The following is a 16,214-nucleotide window of genomic DNA, read 5'->3' on the forward strand; positions in this document are numbered from 1 at the left end:
GGGAGGGGTGGATCAAGCCTGTCACGACAGGCCCCCCTCCGTCAGACCTTGCTCGTCAGCTCCGGCACGATGGTGAACAGGTCGCCGACCAGGCCGATATCGGCGACCTGGAAGATCGGCGCGTCCTCGTCCTTGTTGATCGCGACGATGACCTTGGAGTCCTTCATCCCCGCCAGATGCTGGATCGCACCCGAGATACCGACCGCGACATAGACTTCGGGTGCCACGATCTTGCCGGTCTGGCCGACCTGATAGTCGTTGGGGGCATAGCCCGCATCGACCGCCGCGCGAGACGCGCCGACGGCGGCACCCAGCTTGTCGGCGAGCGGATCGATCAGCGCATGGAACTGCTCCTCCGAGCCCAGCGCGCGACCGCCCGAGACGATGATCTTGGCGCTGGTCAGCTCGGGGCGGGCATTCTCGGCCTTTTCCGCGCCGACGAAGCGCGAGCTTCCGGCGTCGCCGGTCGAGGCCACCGCCTCGATGCTACCCACGCCGCCCTCGGCCGCCGCCTTCTCGAAGGCGGTGGTGCGCACGGTCAGGACGAGTTTCGTGTCGCTGGTCTTCACCGTCGCGATAGCGTTGCCCGCATAGATGGGCCGGGTGAAGCTGTCCGGTCCTTCGACCGACAGGATGTCGCTGATCTGCATCACGTCGATCAGAGCCGCGACGCGCGGCGCGATGTTCTTGCCCGTGGTCGTCGACGGCGCGAGGAACGCGTCGTGATGGCCCATCAGCTCGGCGATCAGCGGCCCAACGTTTTCCGCCAGCGCGTTGGCGAAAGCCGCGTCGTCGGCGACATGGACCTTGCCCACGCCAGCGATCTTCGCCGCCGCCTGCGCCACGCCGTCCACGCCCTGCCCGGCGACGATCAGATGCACCTCGCCCAGCTTCGCCGCCGCCGTAACGGTCGCCAGCGTGGCATCCTTGACGGACCCGCCGTCATGCTCGACCCAAACCAGCGTCTTCACTTGGCCACTCCCAGTGCTTTGAGTTTCTCGACCAGCTCGTCGACCGAGCCGACCTTGACGCCCGCCTGGCGCTTGCCCGGCTCGGCGACATGGGTGATCGTCAGGCGGGGCGCGACGTCGACGCCGTAGTCCCCGGCGGTCTTGGTCGCCATCGGCTTGGACTTGGCCTTCATGATGTTGGGCAGCGACGCATAGCGCGGCTCGTTGAGGCGCAGGTCGGTGGTGACGATGGCGGGCAGCGTGAGGGCCACCGTCTCCAGCCCACCATCGACCTCGCGGGTGACGTTGGCCGTCTGCCCGTCGATCTCGACCTTGGACGCAAAAGTGCCCTGCGCCCAGCCGAGCAGGCCCGCCAGCATCTGGCCGGTCTGGTTGTTGTCGCCGTCGATCGCCTGCTTGCCCAGGATGACCAGGCCAGGCTGTTCCTCTTCCACCACCTTGGCGAGCAGCTTGGCGACGCCCAGCGGCTCGACCGGCTGGTCGGCGGTGATGAGGATTGCCCGGTCCGCGCCCATGGCGAGCGCGGTGCGCAGCGTGTCCGCCGCCTTGGGCTCGCCGATGGAGACGACGACCACTTCGGTCGCCGCCCCCTTTTCCTTCAGCCGGATCGCCTCTTCCACCGCGATCTCGTCGAACGGGTTCATGCTCATCTTCACGTTCGCCAGATCGACGCCCGTCCCGTCCGCCTTCACACGCGGTTTCACGTTATAATCCAACACCCGTTTCACGGGCACGACGATCTTCATCGCGGTTCCTTCCCGGCTGAACAGCCAAACATGCCGCCGTCTTTGGCGGCGTTGCGATCGCATCGCAAGACTTGCACCCCAGAACGAGAAAGAGGCCCGGACGTTTCCGCCCGAGCCCCTTTTATCATCGGTCCGTCAGGGCCGAAGGTGCGGTTTACGCGACCTTCTGCACCTCGGCCACGATCTTCTTGGCGGCGTCGCCCAGATCGTTGGCGGGGACGATGGCGAGACCCGAATTGGCGAGAATTTCCTTGCCCTTCTCGACATTCGTGCCCTCGAGGCGGACGACCAGCGGAACCTGCAGGTTCACTTCCTTCGCCGCCGCGACGATGCCGTCGGCGATGATGTCGCAGCGCATGATGCCGCCGAAGATGTTGACCAGGATGCCCTTCACGGCGGGATCGCTCAGGATGATCTTGAACGCCGCGGTGACCTTTTCCTTGTTGGCGCCGCCGCCGACGTCGAGGAAGTTGGCCGGGAACATGCCGTTCAGCTTGATGATGTCCATCGTCGCCATGGCGAGGCCCGCACCGTTGACCATGCAGCCGATGTCACCGTCGAGCTTGATGTACGCCAGGTCGTACTTCGACGCCTCCAGCTCCATCGCGTCTTCTTCGGTGGTGTCGCGCAGTTCCATCAGGTCCTTGTGACGGAACATGGCGTTGCCGTCGAAGCCGACCTTGGCGTCGAGCACCATCAGCTTGCCGTCCTCGGTGACGGCGAGCGGGTTGATCTCGATCTGCTCGGCATCGGTGCCCAGGAACGCATCGTACAGCTTCGACGCGACATTGGCGGCCTGCTTGGCGAGGTCGCCGGTCAGTTCCAGCGCGGCAGCGACGGCGCGGCCGTGATGCGGCATGAAGCCGGTCGCGGTGTCGATGTCGATCGAGTGGATCTTCTCGGGCGTGTCATGCGCCACGGTCTCGATGTCCATGCCGCCTTCGGTCGAGGCGACCATCGAGACACGGCCGGTCGCGCGGTTGACGAGCAGCGCGAGGTAGAATTCCTTCGCGATGTCGACGCCGTCGGTCACGTACAGGCGGTTGACCTGCTTGCCCGCGTCGCCGGTCTGCACAGTGACCAGCGTGTTGCCCAGCATGTCGGTCGCGGCAGCGCGCACTTCGTCGGCGGTCTTGGCCAGGCGGACACCGCCCTTGGCATCGGGGCCGAGTTCCTTGAACTTGCCCTTGCCGCGGCCGCCCGCATGAATCTGCGCCTTCACGACGTAGAGCGGTCCGGGGAGCTTGGACGATGCCTCGACAGCTTCCTCGACGGTCATCGCGGCGAAGCCGGCGGGGACGGGCACGCCGAACTTGGCGAGCAATTCCTTGGCCTGATATTCGTGGATGTTCATGCGCTAGCCTTCCGCCTCTCGGGTGGTTCTAGGGAAATTGGGTGCGGCTAAAGCACAGGCTGGCGGACAAATCCACCCCGAAACCGCCTTAATGCAAATGCATCGCAAATGCTTTTCACGCACGGCCGGAGTGCTCTCTGCGCACGACCAACGGAATAAGCAACAAATTTATCGGAAATGCGTTATGCCGATCCGATGAACTGGGCTTTCGGCATCCTCCTGTTTCTCGGCACCGTGATCTTCATGGAAGGGTTCGCCTATGCGGCGCACCGCTGGATCATGCATGGGCCGGGCTGGTTCCTGCACGAGAGCCATCACCGGCCGCGCACCGGCAACTGGGAGCTGAACGACCTGTACGCGGCGATCTTCGCGGTTCCGTCCTTCGTTATGATCCTAGGCGGGGTGCAACTGGGCTGGTGGCCGGGCTTCACCTGGATCGGCGCGGGAATCGCCGCCTATGGCGCGATCTATTTCGGCTTTCACGACGTCATCGTCCACAAGCGGCTGCCTAGTCGATACCTGCCAAAGTCCGACTATATGAAGCGGATCATCCAGGCTCACCGGCTGCACCACGTCGTCGAGACGAAGAAGGGGACGGTCAGCTTCGGCTTTCTGATCGCACCCAGGCCGGAGGACTTGAAAGCCGAATTGAAGCGTCGCGCCCATGCCGGAGTCCGCCGCCCGGCGGGAGCGCGGCAGGATCATGAGGCGTTGGCGGAAAAGTAACCTTCTTTCCCTTATGGAGGGGGCGCTATGGATAACCCGGTCTTCACACCGCCATTCGAGCCGATAGCCGGCCAGGATCTCCGCCGCTCGCTGCGGCATGCCGTGCGGATGCGCGCGCATTTGCGTGACAAGGGGCAGACCCGCTTCGAGATCGACGTGGTCGACCTGTCGCCCGAGGGGTTTCGCGCCGAGACCAGCTTCACCCTGTGGCCGGGTACGATCGTCTGGCTGACCCTTCCGGGGCTCGCCCCGCTGGAGGCGGTGATCGCCTGGCGCGACCGCTTCAAATATGGGTGTGCGTTTTCCAAGCCGCTTCATCCGGCGGTGTTCGAGCATATCGTCGCGCTGGGGAATCGCTGAGAATTTTAGACTGGGTGGTCGCGAGCGTCTCGCCTAGGTCCAGCCCTCCCCCATCCCCTCCCGCCTGCGGGAGGGGCGTGGCAAGGTCCATCGTCTCGCGCCTTCTAAGCCCCTCCTCCCGGAGGGGAGTTTCAGGTCGGTCATGCCCCCGGCATGACTTAAACGATGCGGGGCATCGTTTACCTGAAACTGGGTTTGGGGTGGGGGCCGGCCACGAGACAAATGCTCTCGATTGGCTTACCCCACCAATCCTCAATCGAACAGGCTCGACACGCTCGTCTCGTCCGCGATGCGCTTGATCGCCTCGCCCAGCAGCGGGGCGATGGGCAGGTGGCGGATCTTGCCGGTGGTGTTGATCGACTCGTGATTGCCGATCGAGTCGGTGATCACCAGCTCGCGCAGTTCCGAGCCGTCGACTCGCGCCACCGCGCCACCCGACAACACCCCGTGGGTGACATAGGCGACGACGTCCTCCGCCCCGGCCTGGCGCAAGGCGGCGGCCGCGTTGCACAGCGTGCCCGCCGAATCGACGATATCGTCGATCAGGATGCAGAAGCGCCCTTCCACGTCACCGATGATGTTCATCACCTCCGACTCGCCCGCCCGCTCGCGACGCTTGTCGACGATCGCCAGCGGCGCGTTGTTCAGCCGCTTGGCGAGCTGGCGCGCGCGGACCACACCGCCCACGTCGGGCGACACGACCATGAGGTTGTCGTTCTTGAAGCGCGCCAGAATGTCCGCCGACATGACCGGCGCGGCATAGAGATTGTCGGTCGGGATATCGAAGAATCCCTGGATCTGACCGGCGTGCAGGTCGACCGACAGCACGCGGTCGGCACCCGCCACGGTGATCAGGTTGGCGACCAGCTTGGCCGAGATCGGCGTGCGCGGACCCGGCTTCCGATCCTGGCGCGCATAGCCGAAATAGGGGATCACCGCGGTGATGCGGCTGGCCGACGCGCGCTTCAGCGCGTCGATCATGATGAGGAGTTCCATGAGATTGTCGTTGACCGGATAGCCGGTCGACTGGATCACGAACACGTCCTCGCCGCGGACATTCTCCTGGATCTCGACGAAGATTTCCTCATCGGCGAAGCGGCGCACCAGCGCCTCGGTCAGCGGCACCTCCAGATAGGAGGAAATCGCCTTCGCCAGCGGCAGGTTCGAATTGCCGGTCATCAATTTCATGGTGGTATCCCGTCCCCGCAGACAGCCCAGTGATGCGCGTCCCCTTAATCGCGCTGTCACAATAGCGCAAAGGTGATTCCCCGATTATGGGCTGACGGCATGACCGTGACCCGTTTCGCTCCCTCGCCCACCGGGCGGCTTCATGTCGGCAACATCCGCACCGCGCTGCACAACTGGATGTACGCGCAAAAGGCCGGCGGGCGCTTCCTGCTGCGCATCGACGACACCGATGCCGAGCGGAGCGAGGAACGCTATGTCGAGGCGATCCGCGCGGATTTGCAATGGCTGGGCCTGATCCCCGATGCCGAGGTACGGCAGTCGCAGCGTTTCGCGCTGTACGAGTCGCGCTTTGCCGAGCTGGTGGCGGGCGGTCACGTCTATCCGGCCTATGAGACGGCCCAGGAACTCGATCTGAAGCGCAAGATCCAGCTCGGGCGCGGCCTGCCGCCGGTGTACGACCGCGCTGCGCTGACCCTGACAAACGAGGACCGGGCCAAGCTGGAAAGCGAAGGCGTTCGTCCGCACTGGCGCTTCAAGCTGGATCACGGCGCGCCCATCGAATGGGATGACGCGGTGCGCGGTGCCCAGCGTTTCGACCCGGCGACGATGAGCGATCCGGTCATCCGCCGCGCCGACGGGACCTGGCTCTATATGCTGCCCTCGGTGATCGACGACATCGACATGGGCGTGACCCAGGTGGTGCGCGGCGAGGATCACGTCTCCAATACCGCGTTGCAGATTCAGATGTTCCAGGCGCTGAAGGCCGCGCTGCCGCGCTTCGCCCATGCCGCGCTGCTGACCGGCAACGAGGGTAAGCTGTCCAAGCGACTCGGCTCGCTGGGCGTCGATCATTTCCGCGAGATCGGCATAGAACCGCAGGCGGTGCGTGCGCTGCTGGCGCGGATCGGGACCAGCGATCCGGTCGAGCCGCTCGCCGACATGACGCCCCTGATCGCCGGGTTCGACTTCACCCGCTTCGGGCGCGCGCCTGCCCGATTCGACGAGGGCGAGCTGGCGCAGCTGAACGCGCGCATCCTCCACCAGACGCCATACGCGGCGGTAGCCGATCGCCTGCCGACCGGCATGGGCGCGGCGGAGTGGGAGGCGGTGCGCCCCAATCTCAACACCGTCACACAGGCCGCCGCCTGGTGGCAGGTGATCGAGGGGCCGGTCGAGGCCCCCGAACCCGCCGGGGACGACCGCGCCTATCTGGCCCAGGCGGCGGAGGTCGCGGGTCAGATCGACTGGGGAAACGATCCCTGGCACGCGCTGACCGCCGCGCTGAAGGACGCGACGGGGCGCAAGGGCAAGACGCTGTTCCTGCCGCTGCGACTGGCTCTTACCGGGCGGGCGCAGGGACCCGACATGGCCGCGCTCCTCCCGCTGATCGGGCGGGACCGCACGATCGCGCGGCTGAACGGCTGATTTACGCCACGGCCTTTCATTACCGCACCGCCTCGCCCACATAGGGCCGAGCAACACGTAAAGGAGCGTCTTTTGGCCACGTTGGGAATGTCGCCCGCCGACAAGGAAGCGGTCACCGCCTTCCGCCGCGATGTCGTCGAGCCGTCGATGACCAAGCTGGTCATCCTGGACTTCTGGGCGGAATGGTGCGGGCCGTGCAAGGCACTCGGCCCGACGCTGGAGAAGGTCGCGGAGGCCTATGCCGACAAGGGCGTCGTGCTGGCCAAGATCGACACCGACAAGAACCAGTTCATCGCCAACCAATTCCAGATCCGCTCGATCCCGACCGTCTATGCGATGTTCCAGGGCCAGCTGGTCGCCGACCTGACCAGCGCGCGCACCGAAAGCGCGTTGCGCACGATGCTGGACCAGCTGCTCAAGCAACTGCCGATCCAGTCCGAGGCGGCGGACGCGGCGGCCGAGCTGGAACCGCTGATCGCGATGGGCGAGGAGGTGCTGGAGGCGGGTGACGCCGAGCGCGCGGTGTCGATCTTCCAGCAGCTGCTCGACATGGCGCCGGAGCATCCCGCCGTGCTGTCGGGCCATATCCGCGCGCTGCTCGCCGCCGGGCAGGTCGAAGCGGCGGAAGCCATGATCGAGGCACTCCCCCCGGAGTTGGCGAACGACCCGGCCATCCACCGCGCGGTGGCGGCGGTGGCGCTGGCCCGCTCGGCCCCGCCGGTCGCGGACTATGCCGATCTGGCGGCCGAGGTCGCGGCCAACCCCGACGATCACGAAAAGCGCTTTGCGCTGGCCAATGCGCAGATGGCGGCGGGCGACCGGGACGGCGCGGCGGACAACCTTCTCCACATCGTCGCTGCCGACCGTGCCTGGAACGAGGATGCCGCGCGCCAGCAATTGCTCAAGCTGTTCGAGGTCGTCGGCATGACCGACCCCTGGGTCTCGCAGCAGCGGCGGCGTCTGTCCGCCATCCTGTTCGGGTAACGCGGATGGCGCGGCTCTCGATCTTTCCGCTGGCGGGCGCGATCCTCTTTCCGGGGATGCCGATGCCGCTGCACATCTTCGAGCCGCGCTACCGGGCGCTCGTCTCCGACGCGATGGCGCGCGACCGGCGGATCGGCATGGTCCAGCCCTCGGGCGAGGGCGAGACGCCGTCTCTCTATCAGATGGGCTGTGTCGGCCGCATCGCCGAGGTCGAGGCGATGGAGGATGGCCGCTACAACCTCGTTCTCGAGGGTGTCTCGCTGTTCCGCATCGTCCGCGAGCTGGAGGTGACGACGCCCTTCCGCCAGGTCGAGGCCGAGCTGCTGCCGGTGATCGACGAGGATCTGTTGTCGCTCGGCCGCCGCGCCTCGCTGGAGCAGGAATCGAAGCGTTTCGCCGATCTTCAGGGTTATGCGGTCGACTGGGATGCGGTCGGGCGGCTGGATGACGAGAGTCTTGTCAACGGCATCGCCCAGATCGCGCCGTTCGATGTGGCGGCCAAGCAGGCGCTGCTCGAAGCCCCCGATCTGGAACAGCGCGCCGAGCTGATCATCCAGCTGATGCAGTTTTTCGGTCGCCATGACGGCGAGGATCGGGTGACGCTGCAATGAGCCTGGACCCGTGGCTGTTCGAACGGCTGGTCTGCCCGGTGACGCGCACGCCGCTGCGTTATGACGAGGCCGCCCAGGAGCTGGTGTCGGAGGCGGCGGGCCTCGCCTATCCGATCCGTGACGGCGTGCCGGTGATGCTGGTCGAGGAAGCGCGGCAACTGTAACACCCCACGCCATCCCACCCTCCGTTCGCACTGAGCGAAGTCGAAGTGCACGTTCCGTGCTCGCCGCGAGGGATTCCCTTGGCCTTCGACTTCGCTCAGGCTGAACGGTGGGTGCGGGTAATCAGATCAACCGTCCTACCAGCGCCACCAGCACGATGACCAGCGCCGCGACACTCGAATAGAAACCCAGCGCAAAGCCGAACGCTCGCGCCACCGCACCGCGCGCGTAATTGGCCCAGAACAGCGTCCGCCCGACCGAGAACAAAGCCGCCAGCATCGGGATCATCGCCCCCGCCCCCTCGACCACCCAGGCGAGCGCCAGATAGGCCGGGATCGCCAGCACCACCTGTTCCAGCGTGTTGCGCAACACCGCCTGCGCCATGGCGACGCGCGGCGAATCGGGGCTGCCGCTGGCCGCTGCATCGATATCGGCGGGCGAATCGAACCGCAGCGCCGCGACATGGCCGATCGCCGTCGCCAGCCACAAAGCGGCGACCGTGGACGCCGCCACCGCGCGCAGCATTCTGTCGGTGGGGGAGAGCGGATGCCCGATGCTCCATCCGACCAGCAACGTCAGCAGCACCACCGCCAGCGCGGCGGCCATGGCGCGGGCTACGCCGGTCTGGCGGCGGTCGCGGATCGGGGTTCGGACGGGACGGGTGGGATGATCAGGCCCGGTGTTCATGACTTGCGAAACGTCGAAGTGCGGCTTGGGATCCGGCTCGGTGTTATCGAGGGCACGTCGCTTGGAGCGTTCCCTCCCCCAACCGCTCCCGCCTGCGGGAGGGGTTGGGGGAGGGCAGGTACTCTTCGGACCAACCCCTCCGAACTAAACCATCACCCCCTGCAACAGCCGCGGCAGCTGCCCCGTCTCCCCGCGCGCCTCGGCCATGAAGCGGCTCTTGAGCGGCGGGATATGGTCGATTGCGGTGATGCCCAGCCGCCGGATCGCGCTGGCGGTCTTGCCGGGCACGCTGAAGATGCGGTTGAAGCCGTCGGTCGCCACCGACACCATCAGCGTGTCGAGCCCGCGCCACTGCTGATAACGCTGGAGCAAGGCCGCATCGCCCAGGTCCAGGCCGGTGCGCTTGCCCTCGACCAGCACCTCGACCAGCGCGGCGACGTCGCGATAGCCCAGATTCACGCCCTGCCCCGCGATCGGATGGATGCCATGCGCCGAGTCGCCGACCAGCACCAGCCGCTCGCCCGTCATGGTGGCGGCGCGATGGAAGCCCAGCGGATAGGCCGAACGGGGGCTCGCATGGGAGAGTTTGCCCAGGAACCCGCCCATGCTCTTGTCCGACTCGGCCAGGAAGGCGCGGTCGGACAGTTTCAGCATCGCATCGCCATCACGCCCCGACACCGACCAGACGATCGCCGAGCGATGCCCGATCTCGTCATCGGGCAGCGGCAGCAGCGCGAAGGGACCGCTGGGGTAGAATATCTCGAACGCGATATTCTCGTGGGCAAGCTCGTGGTGGAAGGCGCTGATGATCGCCTTGTGATCATAGGACCAGCGCGCGACCTTGATCCCCGCCGCGTCACGCGTCGGCGACTGGCGGCCTTCGGCGGCGACCAGCAGGGGGGCGCGGACGGTGGTGCCGTCGCTCAACACCGCCGTGACGCCCGCCGGGCCGCGCTCGACCGAAATCGCGCGGGTCTGCATCCGCAGATCGACCAGCTCGGCCTCGTTCGCCGTCTCGTGGATCGCGCGGCGGAGCAGCTTGTTCTCGAACATCGTGCCCAGCGCGCCGTCATCGGCGTCAGGGATGAAATCGAGCTTGCCCGGCTCCAGACCGTCGCTGACCCGGATGTGCCGGATCTCGCAGCCCTTGCCCGCCAGCTTCGCGCCGATGCCGATTGCGTCGAGCATCCGCCAGCTGGCCGAGGCGACGGCGGAGGCGCGCCCGTCGAAGCCGGGGGCCAGCACGACCGCCGGATCGGCGGGATCGACGATGATCGAAGACAGGCCATGCGCGGCCAGACCGACACCCAGAGTAGCCCCGACCAGGCCGCCGCCGAGGATGATGACGTCGCTATCCATGTCCATGCTCCTAGACCGTCACGCGGTCGCAAACAATGCGGGTGTCGCCCCCCGCGCCTTGACGTAGGAACCGTCAGAGGGGATGATATTTCCTGGGAATTTTCCCGGATTTTCGAACATTCCTGAAGGACAAGACCCATGGCCAGCCGCGCGCAGCCGGTTCTATGGCGCGAGACGGTGAAGGCGGGGGCGGTGCGCAGCGGTGCGCTGGTCGCCGCGCTCATCCTGTTTGCCGTGACACTGATGCTGGTGCTGGCGCTCGCCAGCTACCGGGCGAGCGATCCTGCGCTCAACACCGCCTCGGGCGCAGCCCCGGCCAACTGGATGGGGCATCCCGGCGCGTGGATCGCGGATATCGCGCTGACCCTGTTCGGCCCCGCCGTCGCGCTGATCCTTCCCGTGGGGCCGATCATCGCGACCCGCTTGTGGCGCGATCGCCCGGCGGGCCGTTGGGTCAAGATGCTGCGCCAGGCGGTGATCGGCGTCGCCTTGATGGCCTGCGCCTTGTCCTTCGTGTCCGACTCGGCGGTGCTGGCGCTGCCCGCCGGTTGGGGCGGGGTGATCGGGCTGTCGGTGGCGGGCCTTGTCCGCTGGGCGCTGGAATTTTCGGGCCAGGCGGCGGTCGTGACCTGGGGATCGGTGGTGGTCGGCCTCGCCTTCGGACTGGGCGGCGCCTTGATCTGGGGCCGCAGCCTGGAACTCGACATCGCCGAACGGGGCCTTGCGCGCCTGCGCCGTCGCCGTGCGGTGGGCGAGGATGGCGAGGCGCTGCCCTGGAACGATGAGGACGAGGCGCTTTACGACGAGGACGAGGATGACGAAGAGCCGCTGACGCTGGCGCGCAAGGCGGTGCCGGTGCGCGAGGATCGCCCCGCCCCCGTCATCGCCGACCGCCAGGTCGCGCCCGCGCCCGCCAAGCCCAAGACGGCCGCGGACCGCGACGCGCCCTATCAGCTCCCCGGCCTGGACCTGCTGACGCCCGCCCCGCCCTCGCCCGCCGGACAGATCGACAAGGCGGCGCTGGAGCGCAATGCGCGTCTGCTCGAGAATGTCCTCGACGATTTCCGCGTCCAGGGTGCGATCGTCGAGGTGCGTCCCGGCCCGGTCGTCACCATGTACGAACTGGAGCCCGCGCCCGGCATCAAGGCGAACCGCGTCATCGCGCTGGCCGACGATATCGCGCGCAACATGTCGGCGATCTCGGCGCGCGTCGCGGTGATTCCGGGGCGCAACGTCATCGGCATCGAACTGCCCAATGCCAAGCGCGAGATGGTGTCGCTGCACGAACTGGTGGCGTCGCAGAGCTTCGCCGACCAGGCCGCGCAGCTGCCGATCATCCTGGGCAAGAATATCGCGGGCGACTCGGTGGTCGCCGACCTCGCGCCGATGCCGCACCTGCTGGTCGCGGGTACGACCGGCTCGGGCAAGTCGGTCGGTCTCAACGGCATGATCCTGTCGCTGCTCTATCGCCTGACGCCCGAGCAGTGTCGGATGATCATGATCGACCCGAAGATGCTGGAGTTGTCGATGTATGATGACATTCCGCATCTGCTGTCGCCAGTCGTGACCGACCCGGCCAAGGCGGTCCGCGCGCTGAAATGGGCGGTCGAGACGATGGAGGACCGCTATCGGCAAATGTCCTCCGTCGGCGTGCGCAGCCTCGCCAGCTTCAACGACAAGGTGCGCGCGGCCAAGGCCAAGGGCCAGCCCTTGGGGCGCAAGGTGCAGACCGGCTATCACCCGGAGACCGGCCAGCCGGTCTATGAGGAGGAAAAGCTCGAATACGAACCGCTGCCCCAGATCGTGGTGATCGTCGACGAACTCGCCGACCTGATGATGACGGCGGGCAAGGAGGTGGAATTCCTGATTCAGCGCCTGGCGCAAAAGGCGCGTGCGGCGGGCATCCACCTCATCATGGCGACCCAGCGTCCGTCGGTCGACGTCATCACCGGCGTCATCAAGGCGAACCTGCCGACCCGAATCAGCTTCCATGTCACGTCCAAGATCGACTCGCGCACCATTCTGGGCGAACAGGGTGCAGAGCAGCTGCTGGGGCGCGGCGACATGCTCTACATGCCCGGCGGCAAGGGCATCGTACGCGTCCACGGACCCTTTGTTTCGGACGACGAGGTCCACCGGGTGGCGGATCACTGGCGCGCCCAGGGGCAGCCCGATTATATCTCCTCGGTCACCGAGGAACCGGCGGAGAGCTTCGCGCTGGATGGCGCACCGACCGGAGAGGACACCGCAGAGGACCAGCAATATCGCGCGGCGATTCAGCTGGTGTGCGAGAGCCAGAAGGCCTCGACCTCCTGGCTCCAGCGGCAGTTGCGGATCGGTTATAATTCGGCGGCGCGGCTGATCGAGCGGATGGAAACCGATGGCATCGTCAGCCGCCCGGACCATGTCGGGCGGCGCGAGGTGTTGCGTGATACCGAGGGGCATCCGGTTTAACGGGCCGTGAGCGAGGGCGGGGCGTGGCCTTCGACTTCGCTCAGGCTGAACGGGGGGCGGAATTAAGCCCAAAACCCCAAGCGCCGTTTACACTGAGCGAAGTCGAAGTGTACGTTCCGCGCTAAGCCGCGAAAGCCATTCTCCTGCCTTCCATGCGACGAGGCGCGGGAATCACCCCGCAGGCTTCAACGTCGCCGAATCGATATGCCACCGCAGCTGTGCCGCGCTCGCTCCCGGCACGTCGTTGACCCGCCGCACCACATATTGGCCGACGAACCGCTGCTGCCGCCCATCGTCGAGCTGTGCATTCACCGTCACCGGCACGCTCGCATAGACCGATCCCGCCGCGCCCTCGCTGGGGGCCATCCTGCCGATCGTCACGCTGGTCGCGCGGGTGTTCGCAAAGCCCTTCTGGAAATCGGCGAAGCGCTGGCCGGGGCGGCCGTCCGGACCCCATTGAGTCCAGGCGGTGCCATAGTCATGCGCGTTGATCGCCGAATAATAACGGCGCACGACATCCGCCGCCGCCGCGTCGCCTTTGGGATCGACCGCGCAACCGGGCGTTTGCGCGGCGTCGTCGCCCATCAGCGCGCACGACCGGGCGATCTCGTCCTCGATGATCGCGCAGCTGTTGACCGCATTGCACGGCGGATGGGTGGCGGGTGAGACCGACGTGCAGATCTTCACCAGCCGCTGTGCCGCCGCCTGCCCACGCTCGGCAGAGCAGGACAGGACCGTATCCGGGGCGCTGGTGGCGCCGGTCTTGATCGGCGCGGGCAGGTTGGTGCGGGTCGGCTCGACCGCAGGCGTCGCATCACCGGTCGGCGAGGGGGCGGCCGTCACCATGTTGCGCTCCGGCTCGCCGCTCCCGCCACAGGCGGCCAGCGGCAGGATCAGCGCACCCGCCAGCCAGCGGGTCATGTGGAATGCGGGACGAATCACGGCAGAGTCTCCGACAGGATCGATCCCGATCAACGCTTTGCGCCCCAGCCCGGCTCCTCGCTTCGCCGCAAGCGGATCAGCGGGACAGTGCGATCAGTTGCGCCACGCTCTGCGTCTGGGTCTTCTGGAAAACGGCGGCGCGGTGGTCCTCGATCGTCTTGGGCGACAGGCCGAGCAGCCCGGCCATCGCCTTGTTGCCATGGCCCTGCACCATCAGGTCGAACACCTGCCGCTCGCGCGGCGACAGATCGCCCAGCCGCCGGGCGGTCGCGCGACTTGCGGTCGACCAGGCCACGCCTTCGCGCAGGGACGCGCAGAGCCGCGCCTCGTCGATCGGCTTGTCGAGATAGTCGACGCCGCCATGCAGCCGGACCGAATCGACCGCATGGGCCGTGCTCGGCCAGGCGGTCATGAACAGGATGGCGACATGGGCATCGAGCGAACGCAGCCGCTCGGCAAAGTCGAAGCCGTTCCACTCGCCCATCATCACATCGGTGACGACGGCATGGGCGGCCCGGCCGGGATAGGCGGCAAGCAGCGCGGCGGGATCGTCAAAGGCGGTGGCGACGAAACCCTGCCGGGTCAGCATCCGTGCCACCGCCGCCCCCAGATCGGCATCGTCGTCCAGCACATGCACGGTGCCGGGGGCCGCGGGATCGGGCGAACGAAAGGGCATCAGCGGGTCTCGATCAGGGGAAGCGACAATGCGGCGTGGACCATATCGTCCGGCCCCCGCGTCCGGGTCAGGGTGCCGCCATGCGCCTCGACGATGGCGCGCGCGACATGGGTGCCGATCCCCATTCCGTCGCGGACGACCGGCCGGTCGGGGGCGCGATTGACGACATGGATCACGGCGTGGCTTTGGTCGGCGGTGACGTCCAGCGTGACGGGATCGGGGGCGGCATCGCCCTGCGCCGCCTGCACCGCGTTGCGGACGAGGTTCATCACCGCCTGTGCCAGCTCGACCTCCTGCGCCATCACCTGCCAGACCGGGTCGACCGGCGCGATGATGAGGGCGACGCCCGCCTCACGCGCCTCGGCCTGGGCCAGCGTCGCCACCATGTCGACCAGCGCGGTCAGCGCCAGCGGCTGCGGCGCGCCCTCGGCATGGCCGCCGAACCGGCGCAGGCGGCGGATCAGCGTCGCCAGATGCTCCGCCTTGCGATCGATCAGCGCAGCGCCGTCCGCAATCTCGTCTCCCCGCCCGGCGGTCAGCCGGTGCAGGTGGCGCGCCTCGATCGCCAGCGTGGACAGCGGCTGGCTGACCTCATGGATCACCGCCACCGACATGGCGCGCAGCGTCTTCAGCCGCTCGGCTTGGAAGAGCAGCCGGTCACGCCGTTCCAACATGGCGCGCGCGGCGGCCTGCGCATCGGCGAAGCTGCCCGCCAGATAGCCTGCGACGACAATGGTCGCGAGGGCTAGGTGCCGCTGCAACCGCTCGGGCGTGTCCATCGCGCCCGCCGTGTCGGGCAGGACGCGCAGCACCACGACCAGCAGCGCGCCCCAGGCGGCGGCGCGGCCGAAGCGCAACCCGATCCACGCCACCGCGACCAGCACCGGCGCGGGCTGCATCCCCAGCTCCGCCTGGTCGAGCAGCCGGGCAAGACCGATGCCCAGCCCCAATATTCCCGCCGTCTCCACCGCCGCAAGCAGCGAGGGCAGCGGCCAGCGCCAGCGTGCCCGGCCCGACACCGCATCGGCGATCCACAGCAGCGGCGGCGCGATGAACAGCGTGCCGAGCAGATCGCCGACCGCAAAGGCGGCGAGCGACACGATCACCTCGCGCGGGCCGGATACGCCGGTCAGTTCGGGACTGGTCAGCGCCTGGGGCACCGCGCTCAGTGCCGCGGCCAGCGGGGCGAGCACCAGCGCCAGTCCCAGCGGCATCGGCGCGGTCAGCAGCGCGGCCCCCCGTCGCTCGGCCAGCCAGCCGATCGCCGCGACCGTCGCGCCATAGGCCAGCACCGGGCGTGCAATCCCCCAGATCGCGACCGTCCAGGGCACGCCCGCCAGCACCGCCGGGGTCAGGGTGACGTCGACCGCGATCTCGACCAGCGCGATCGCCGGGGTCAGCCTCGCCCCCAGCCGCCAGAGCAGCGCGAGCCGCAGCCCGGCCGCCGGAAACCAGAGCGAATAGAAACCGCTGCCGCCCCAATAGGCCGCCAGCCGATGCATGACGGCGAACCCCACTGCATAACAGGCGAGCGCCAGCCAGTCATGCCGCCGGGGCCAGAACACCCGC

General features: G+C 67.5%; 16 protein-coding genes. 7 read left to right on the forward strand and 9 right to left on the reverse strand.

Translation table 11 applies throughout. From position 1 onward, the window contains the following. Nucleotides 1-41 precede the first annotated feature (41 nt). The 3 genes from BSZ14_RS14070 to sucC form a co-directional block, all read right to left on the reverse strand. Nucleotides 42-971, reverse strand: a complete 930-nt coding sequence (locus BSZ14_RS14070) for an electron transfer flavoprotein subunit alpha/FixB family protein (protein ID WP_076711398.1) — start codon at nucleotides 969-971, stop codon at nucleotides 42-44. Beyond that, a complete protein-coding gene (locus tag BSZ14_RS14075) occupies nucleotides 968-1,717 on the reverse strand; it encodes an electron transfer flavoprotein subunit beta/FixA family protein (protein ID WP_076711399.1) in 750 nt (249 codons plus the stop codon). Before BSZ14_RS14075 ends, BSZ14_RS14070 begins: the two co-directional genes overlap by 4 nt. 154 nt (nucleotides 1,718-1,871) lie before the next feature. After that, entirely contained in the window at nucleotides 1,872-3,071 is a 1,200-nt protein-coding gene (gene sucC, locus BSZ14_RS14080; protein WP_076711400.1) for an ADP-forming succinate--CoA ligase subunit beta, read from the reverse strand. 195 nt (nucleotides 3,072-3,266) lie between these two features. On the opposite strand from sucC, the gene BSZ14_RS14085 reads away from it, so the two are divergent. Together BSZ14_RS14085 and BSZ14_RS14090 are read left to right on the forward strand one after the other, a co-directional pair. Next, nucleotides 3,267-3,797 (forward strand): sterol desaturase family protein, encoded by a 531-nt coding sequence (locus BSZ14_RS14085; protein WP_076711419.1) that lies wholly within the window; start codon nucleotides 3,267-3,269, stop codon nucleotides 3,795-3,797. Nucleotides 3,798-3,824: 27 nt separating this feature from the next. After that, nucleotides 3,825-4,157, forward strand: a complete 333-nt coding sequence (locus BSZ14_RS14090) for a pilus assembly protein PilZ (protein WP_042487039.1) — start codon at nucleotides 3,825-3,827, stop codon at nucleotides 4,155-4,157. 252 nt (nucleotides 4,158-4,409) lie between these two features. On the opposite strand, the gene BSZ14_RS14095 is transcribed toward BSZ14_RS14090, so the two are convergent. Continuing rightward, nucleotides 4,410-5,345 carry a ribose-phosphate pyrophosphokinase gene (locus tag BSZ14_RS14095; protein WP_042487036.1) on the reverse strand — a complete coding sequence of 312 codons (936 nt, stop codon included), beginning with the start codon at nucleotides 5,343-5,345 and terminating at the stop codon, nucleotides 4,410-4,412. Between the two features lie 99 nt (nucleotides 5,346-5,444). Here BSZ14_RS14095 and gltX point away from each other — a divergent pair, with 99 nt between their 5' ends. The 4 genes from gltX (at nucleotide 5,445) to BSZ14_RS14115 (ending at nucleotide 8,529) form a co-directional block, all read left to right on the forward strand. Continuing rightward, the gene (gltX, locus tag BSZ14_RS14100) at nucleotides 5,445-6,770 is read left to right on the forward strand and encodes a glutamate--tRNA ligase (protein ID WP_076711401.1); all 1,326 of its coding nucleotides are present in this window, start codon (nucleotides 5,445-5,447) and stop codon (nucleotides 6,768-6,770) included. Between the two features lie 87 nt (nucleotides 6,771-6,857). Next, the gene (locus BSZ14_RS14105; protein ID WP_076711402.1) at nucleotides 6,858-7,754 is read left to right on the forward strand and encodes a tetratricopeptide repeat protein; all 897 of its coding nucleotides are present in this window, start codon (nucleotides 6,858-6,860) and stop codon (nucleotides 7,752-7,754) included. A gap of 5 nt (nucleotides 7,755-7,759) precedes the next feature. Further along, nucleotides 7,760-8,365 (forward strand): LON peptidase substrate-binding domain-containing protein, encoded by a 606-nt coding sequence (locus BSZ14_RS14110; protein ID WP_076711403.1) that lies wholly within the window; start codon nucleotides 7,760-7,762, stop codon nucleotides 8,363-8,365. Further along, complete coding sequence (locus BSZ14_RS14115; RefSeq protein ID WP_076711404.1) at nucleotides 8,362-8,529, forward strand: Trm112 family protein; 168 nt, start codon at nucleotides 8,362-8,364, stop codon at nucleotides 8,527-8,529. The genes BSZ14_RS14110 and BSZ14_RS14115 overlap by 4 nt, the downstream gene beginning before the upstream one ends. Before the next feature lie 121 nt (nucleotides 8,530-8,650). Here the strand turns inward: BSZ14_RS14115 and BSZ14_RS14120 are convergent, their stop codons facing one another. Both BSZ14_RS14120 and BSZ14_RS14125 read right to left on the reverse strand, forming a co-directional pair. Then, nucleotides 8,651-9,214, reverse strand: coding sequence for an MAPEG family protein (locus tag BSZ14_RS14120; RefSeq protein WP_076711405.1), 564 nt, complete (start codon nucleotides 9,212-9,214; stop codon nucleotides 8,651-8,653). Between the two features lie 144 nt (nucleotides 9,215-9,358). Further along, nucleotides 9,359-10,573: a UbiH/UbiF/VisC/COQ6 family ubiquinone biosynthesis hydroxylase gene (locus BSZ14_RS14125; protein ID WP_076711420.1), complete on the reverse strand. Its 1,215-nt coding sequence runs from the start codon at nucleotides 10,571-10,573 to the stop codon at nucleotides 9,359-9,361. Nucleotides 10,574-10,711: 138 nt separating this feature from the next. Here BSZ14_RS14125 and BSZ14_RS14130 point away from each other — a divergent pair, with 138 nt between their 5' ends. After that, nucleotides 10,712-13,027, forward strand: coding sequence for a DNA translocase FtsK (locus tag BSZ14_RS14130; RefSeq protein ID WP_042487019.1), 2,316 nt, complete (start codon nucleotides 10,712-10,714; stop codon nucleotides 13,025-13,027). A 171-nt stretch (nucleotides 13,028-13,198) separates the two neighbouring features. Here BSZ14_RS14130 and BSZ14_RS14135 read toward each other — a convergent pair whose 3' ends face one another. The 3 genes from BSZ14_RS14135 to BSZ14_RS14145 all read right to left on the reverse strand — a co-directional run bounded on the left by BSZ14_RS14135 (nucleotide 13,199) and on the right by BSZ14_RS14145 (nucleotide 16,210). Beyond that, complete coding sequence (locus BSZ14_RS14135) at nucleotides 13,199-13,969, reverse strand: hypothetical protein (RefSeq protein WP_089413654.1); 771 nt, start codon at nucleotides 13,967-13,969, stop codon at nucleotides 13,199-13,201. A gap of 76 nt (nucleotides 13,970-14,045) precedes the next feature. Further along, on the reverse strand, nucleotides 14,046-14,645 hold the full coding sequence (locus BSZ14_RS14140) for a response regulator transcription factor (RefSeq protein WP_076711407.1): 600 nt from the start codon (nucleotides 14,643-14,645) through the stop codon (nucleotides 14,046-14,048). Further along, entirely contained in the window at nucleotides 14,645-16,210 is a 1,566-nt protein-coding gene (locus BSZ14_RS14145; protein WP_083748269.1) for an ATP-binding protein, read from the reverse strand. Before BSZ14_RS14145 ends, BSZ14_RS14140 begins: the two co-directional genes overlap by 1 nt. Between the last annotated feature and the right edge of the window lie 4 nt (nucleotides 16,211-16,214).

It is taken from the genome of Sphingomonas sp. Sph1(2015) (assembly GCF_001970915.1).
GTDB lineage: Bacteria > Pseudomonadota > Alphaproteobacteria > Sphingomonadales > Sphingomonadaceae > Sphingomonas > Sphingomonas parapaucimobilis.

Excerpts from the sequence above, each read along its gene's own strand:
- BSZ14_RS14075 (WP_076711399.1), bottom strand. The coding sequence starts at position 1,717 with ATGAAGATCGTCGTGCCCGTGAAACGGGTGTTGGATTATAACGTGAAA.
- sucC (WP_076711400.1), bottom strand. The coding sequence starts at position 3,071 with ATGAACATCCACGAATATCAGGCCAAGGAATTGCTCGCCAAGTTCGGC.
- BSZ14_RS14085 (WP_076711419.1), top strand. The coding sequence starts at position 3,267 with ATGAACTGGGCTTTCGGCATCCTCCTGTTTCTCGGCACCGTGATCTTC.
- BSZ14_RS14090 (WP_042487039.1), top strand. The coding sequence starts at position 3,825 with ATGGATAACCCGGTCTTCACACCGCCATTCGAGCCGATAGCCGGCCAG.
- BSZ14_RS14095 (WP_042487036.1), bottom strand. The coding sequence starts at position 5,345 with ATGAAATTGATGACCGGCAATTCGAACCTGCCGCTGGCGAAGGCGATT.
- gltX (WP_076711401.1), top strand. The coding sequence starts at position 5,445 with ATGACCGTGACCCGTTTCGCTCCCTCGCCCACCGGGCGGCTTCATGTC.
- BSZ14_RS14105 (WP_076711402.1), top strand. The coding sequence starts at position 6,858 with ATGTCGCCCGCCGACAAGGAAGCGGTCACCGCCTTCCGCCGCGATGTC.
- BSZ14_RS14110 (WP_076711403.1), top strand. The coding sequence starts at position 7,760 with ATGGCGCGGCTCTCGATCTTTCCGCTGGCGGGCGCGATCCTCTTTCCG.
- BSZ14_RS14115 (WP_076711404.1), top strand. The coding sequence starts at position 8,362 with ATGAGCCTGGACCCGTGGCTGTTCGAACGGCTGGTCTGCCCGGTGACG.
- BSZ14_RS14120 (WP_076711405.1), bottom strand. The coding sequence starts at position 9,214 with ATGAACACCGGGCCTGATCATCCCACCCGTCCCGTCCGAACCCCGATC.
- BSZ14_RS14125 (WP_076711420.1), bottom strand. The coding sequence starts at position 10,573 with ATGGATAGCGACGTCATCATCCTCGGCGGCGGCCTGGTCGGGGCTACT.
- BSZ14_RS14130 (WP_042487019.1), top strand. The coding sequence starts at position 10,712 with ATGGCCAGCCGCGCGCAGCCGGTTCTATGGCGCGAGACGGTGAAGGCG.
- BSZ14_RS14140 (WP_076711407.1), bottom strand. The coding sequence starts at position 14,645 with ATGCCCTTTCGTTCGCCCGATCCCGCGGCCCCCGGCACCGTGCATGTG.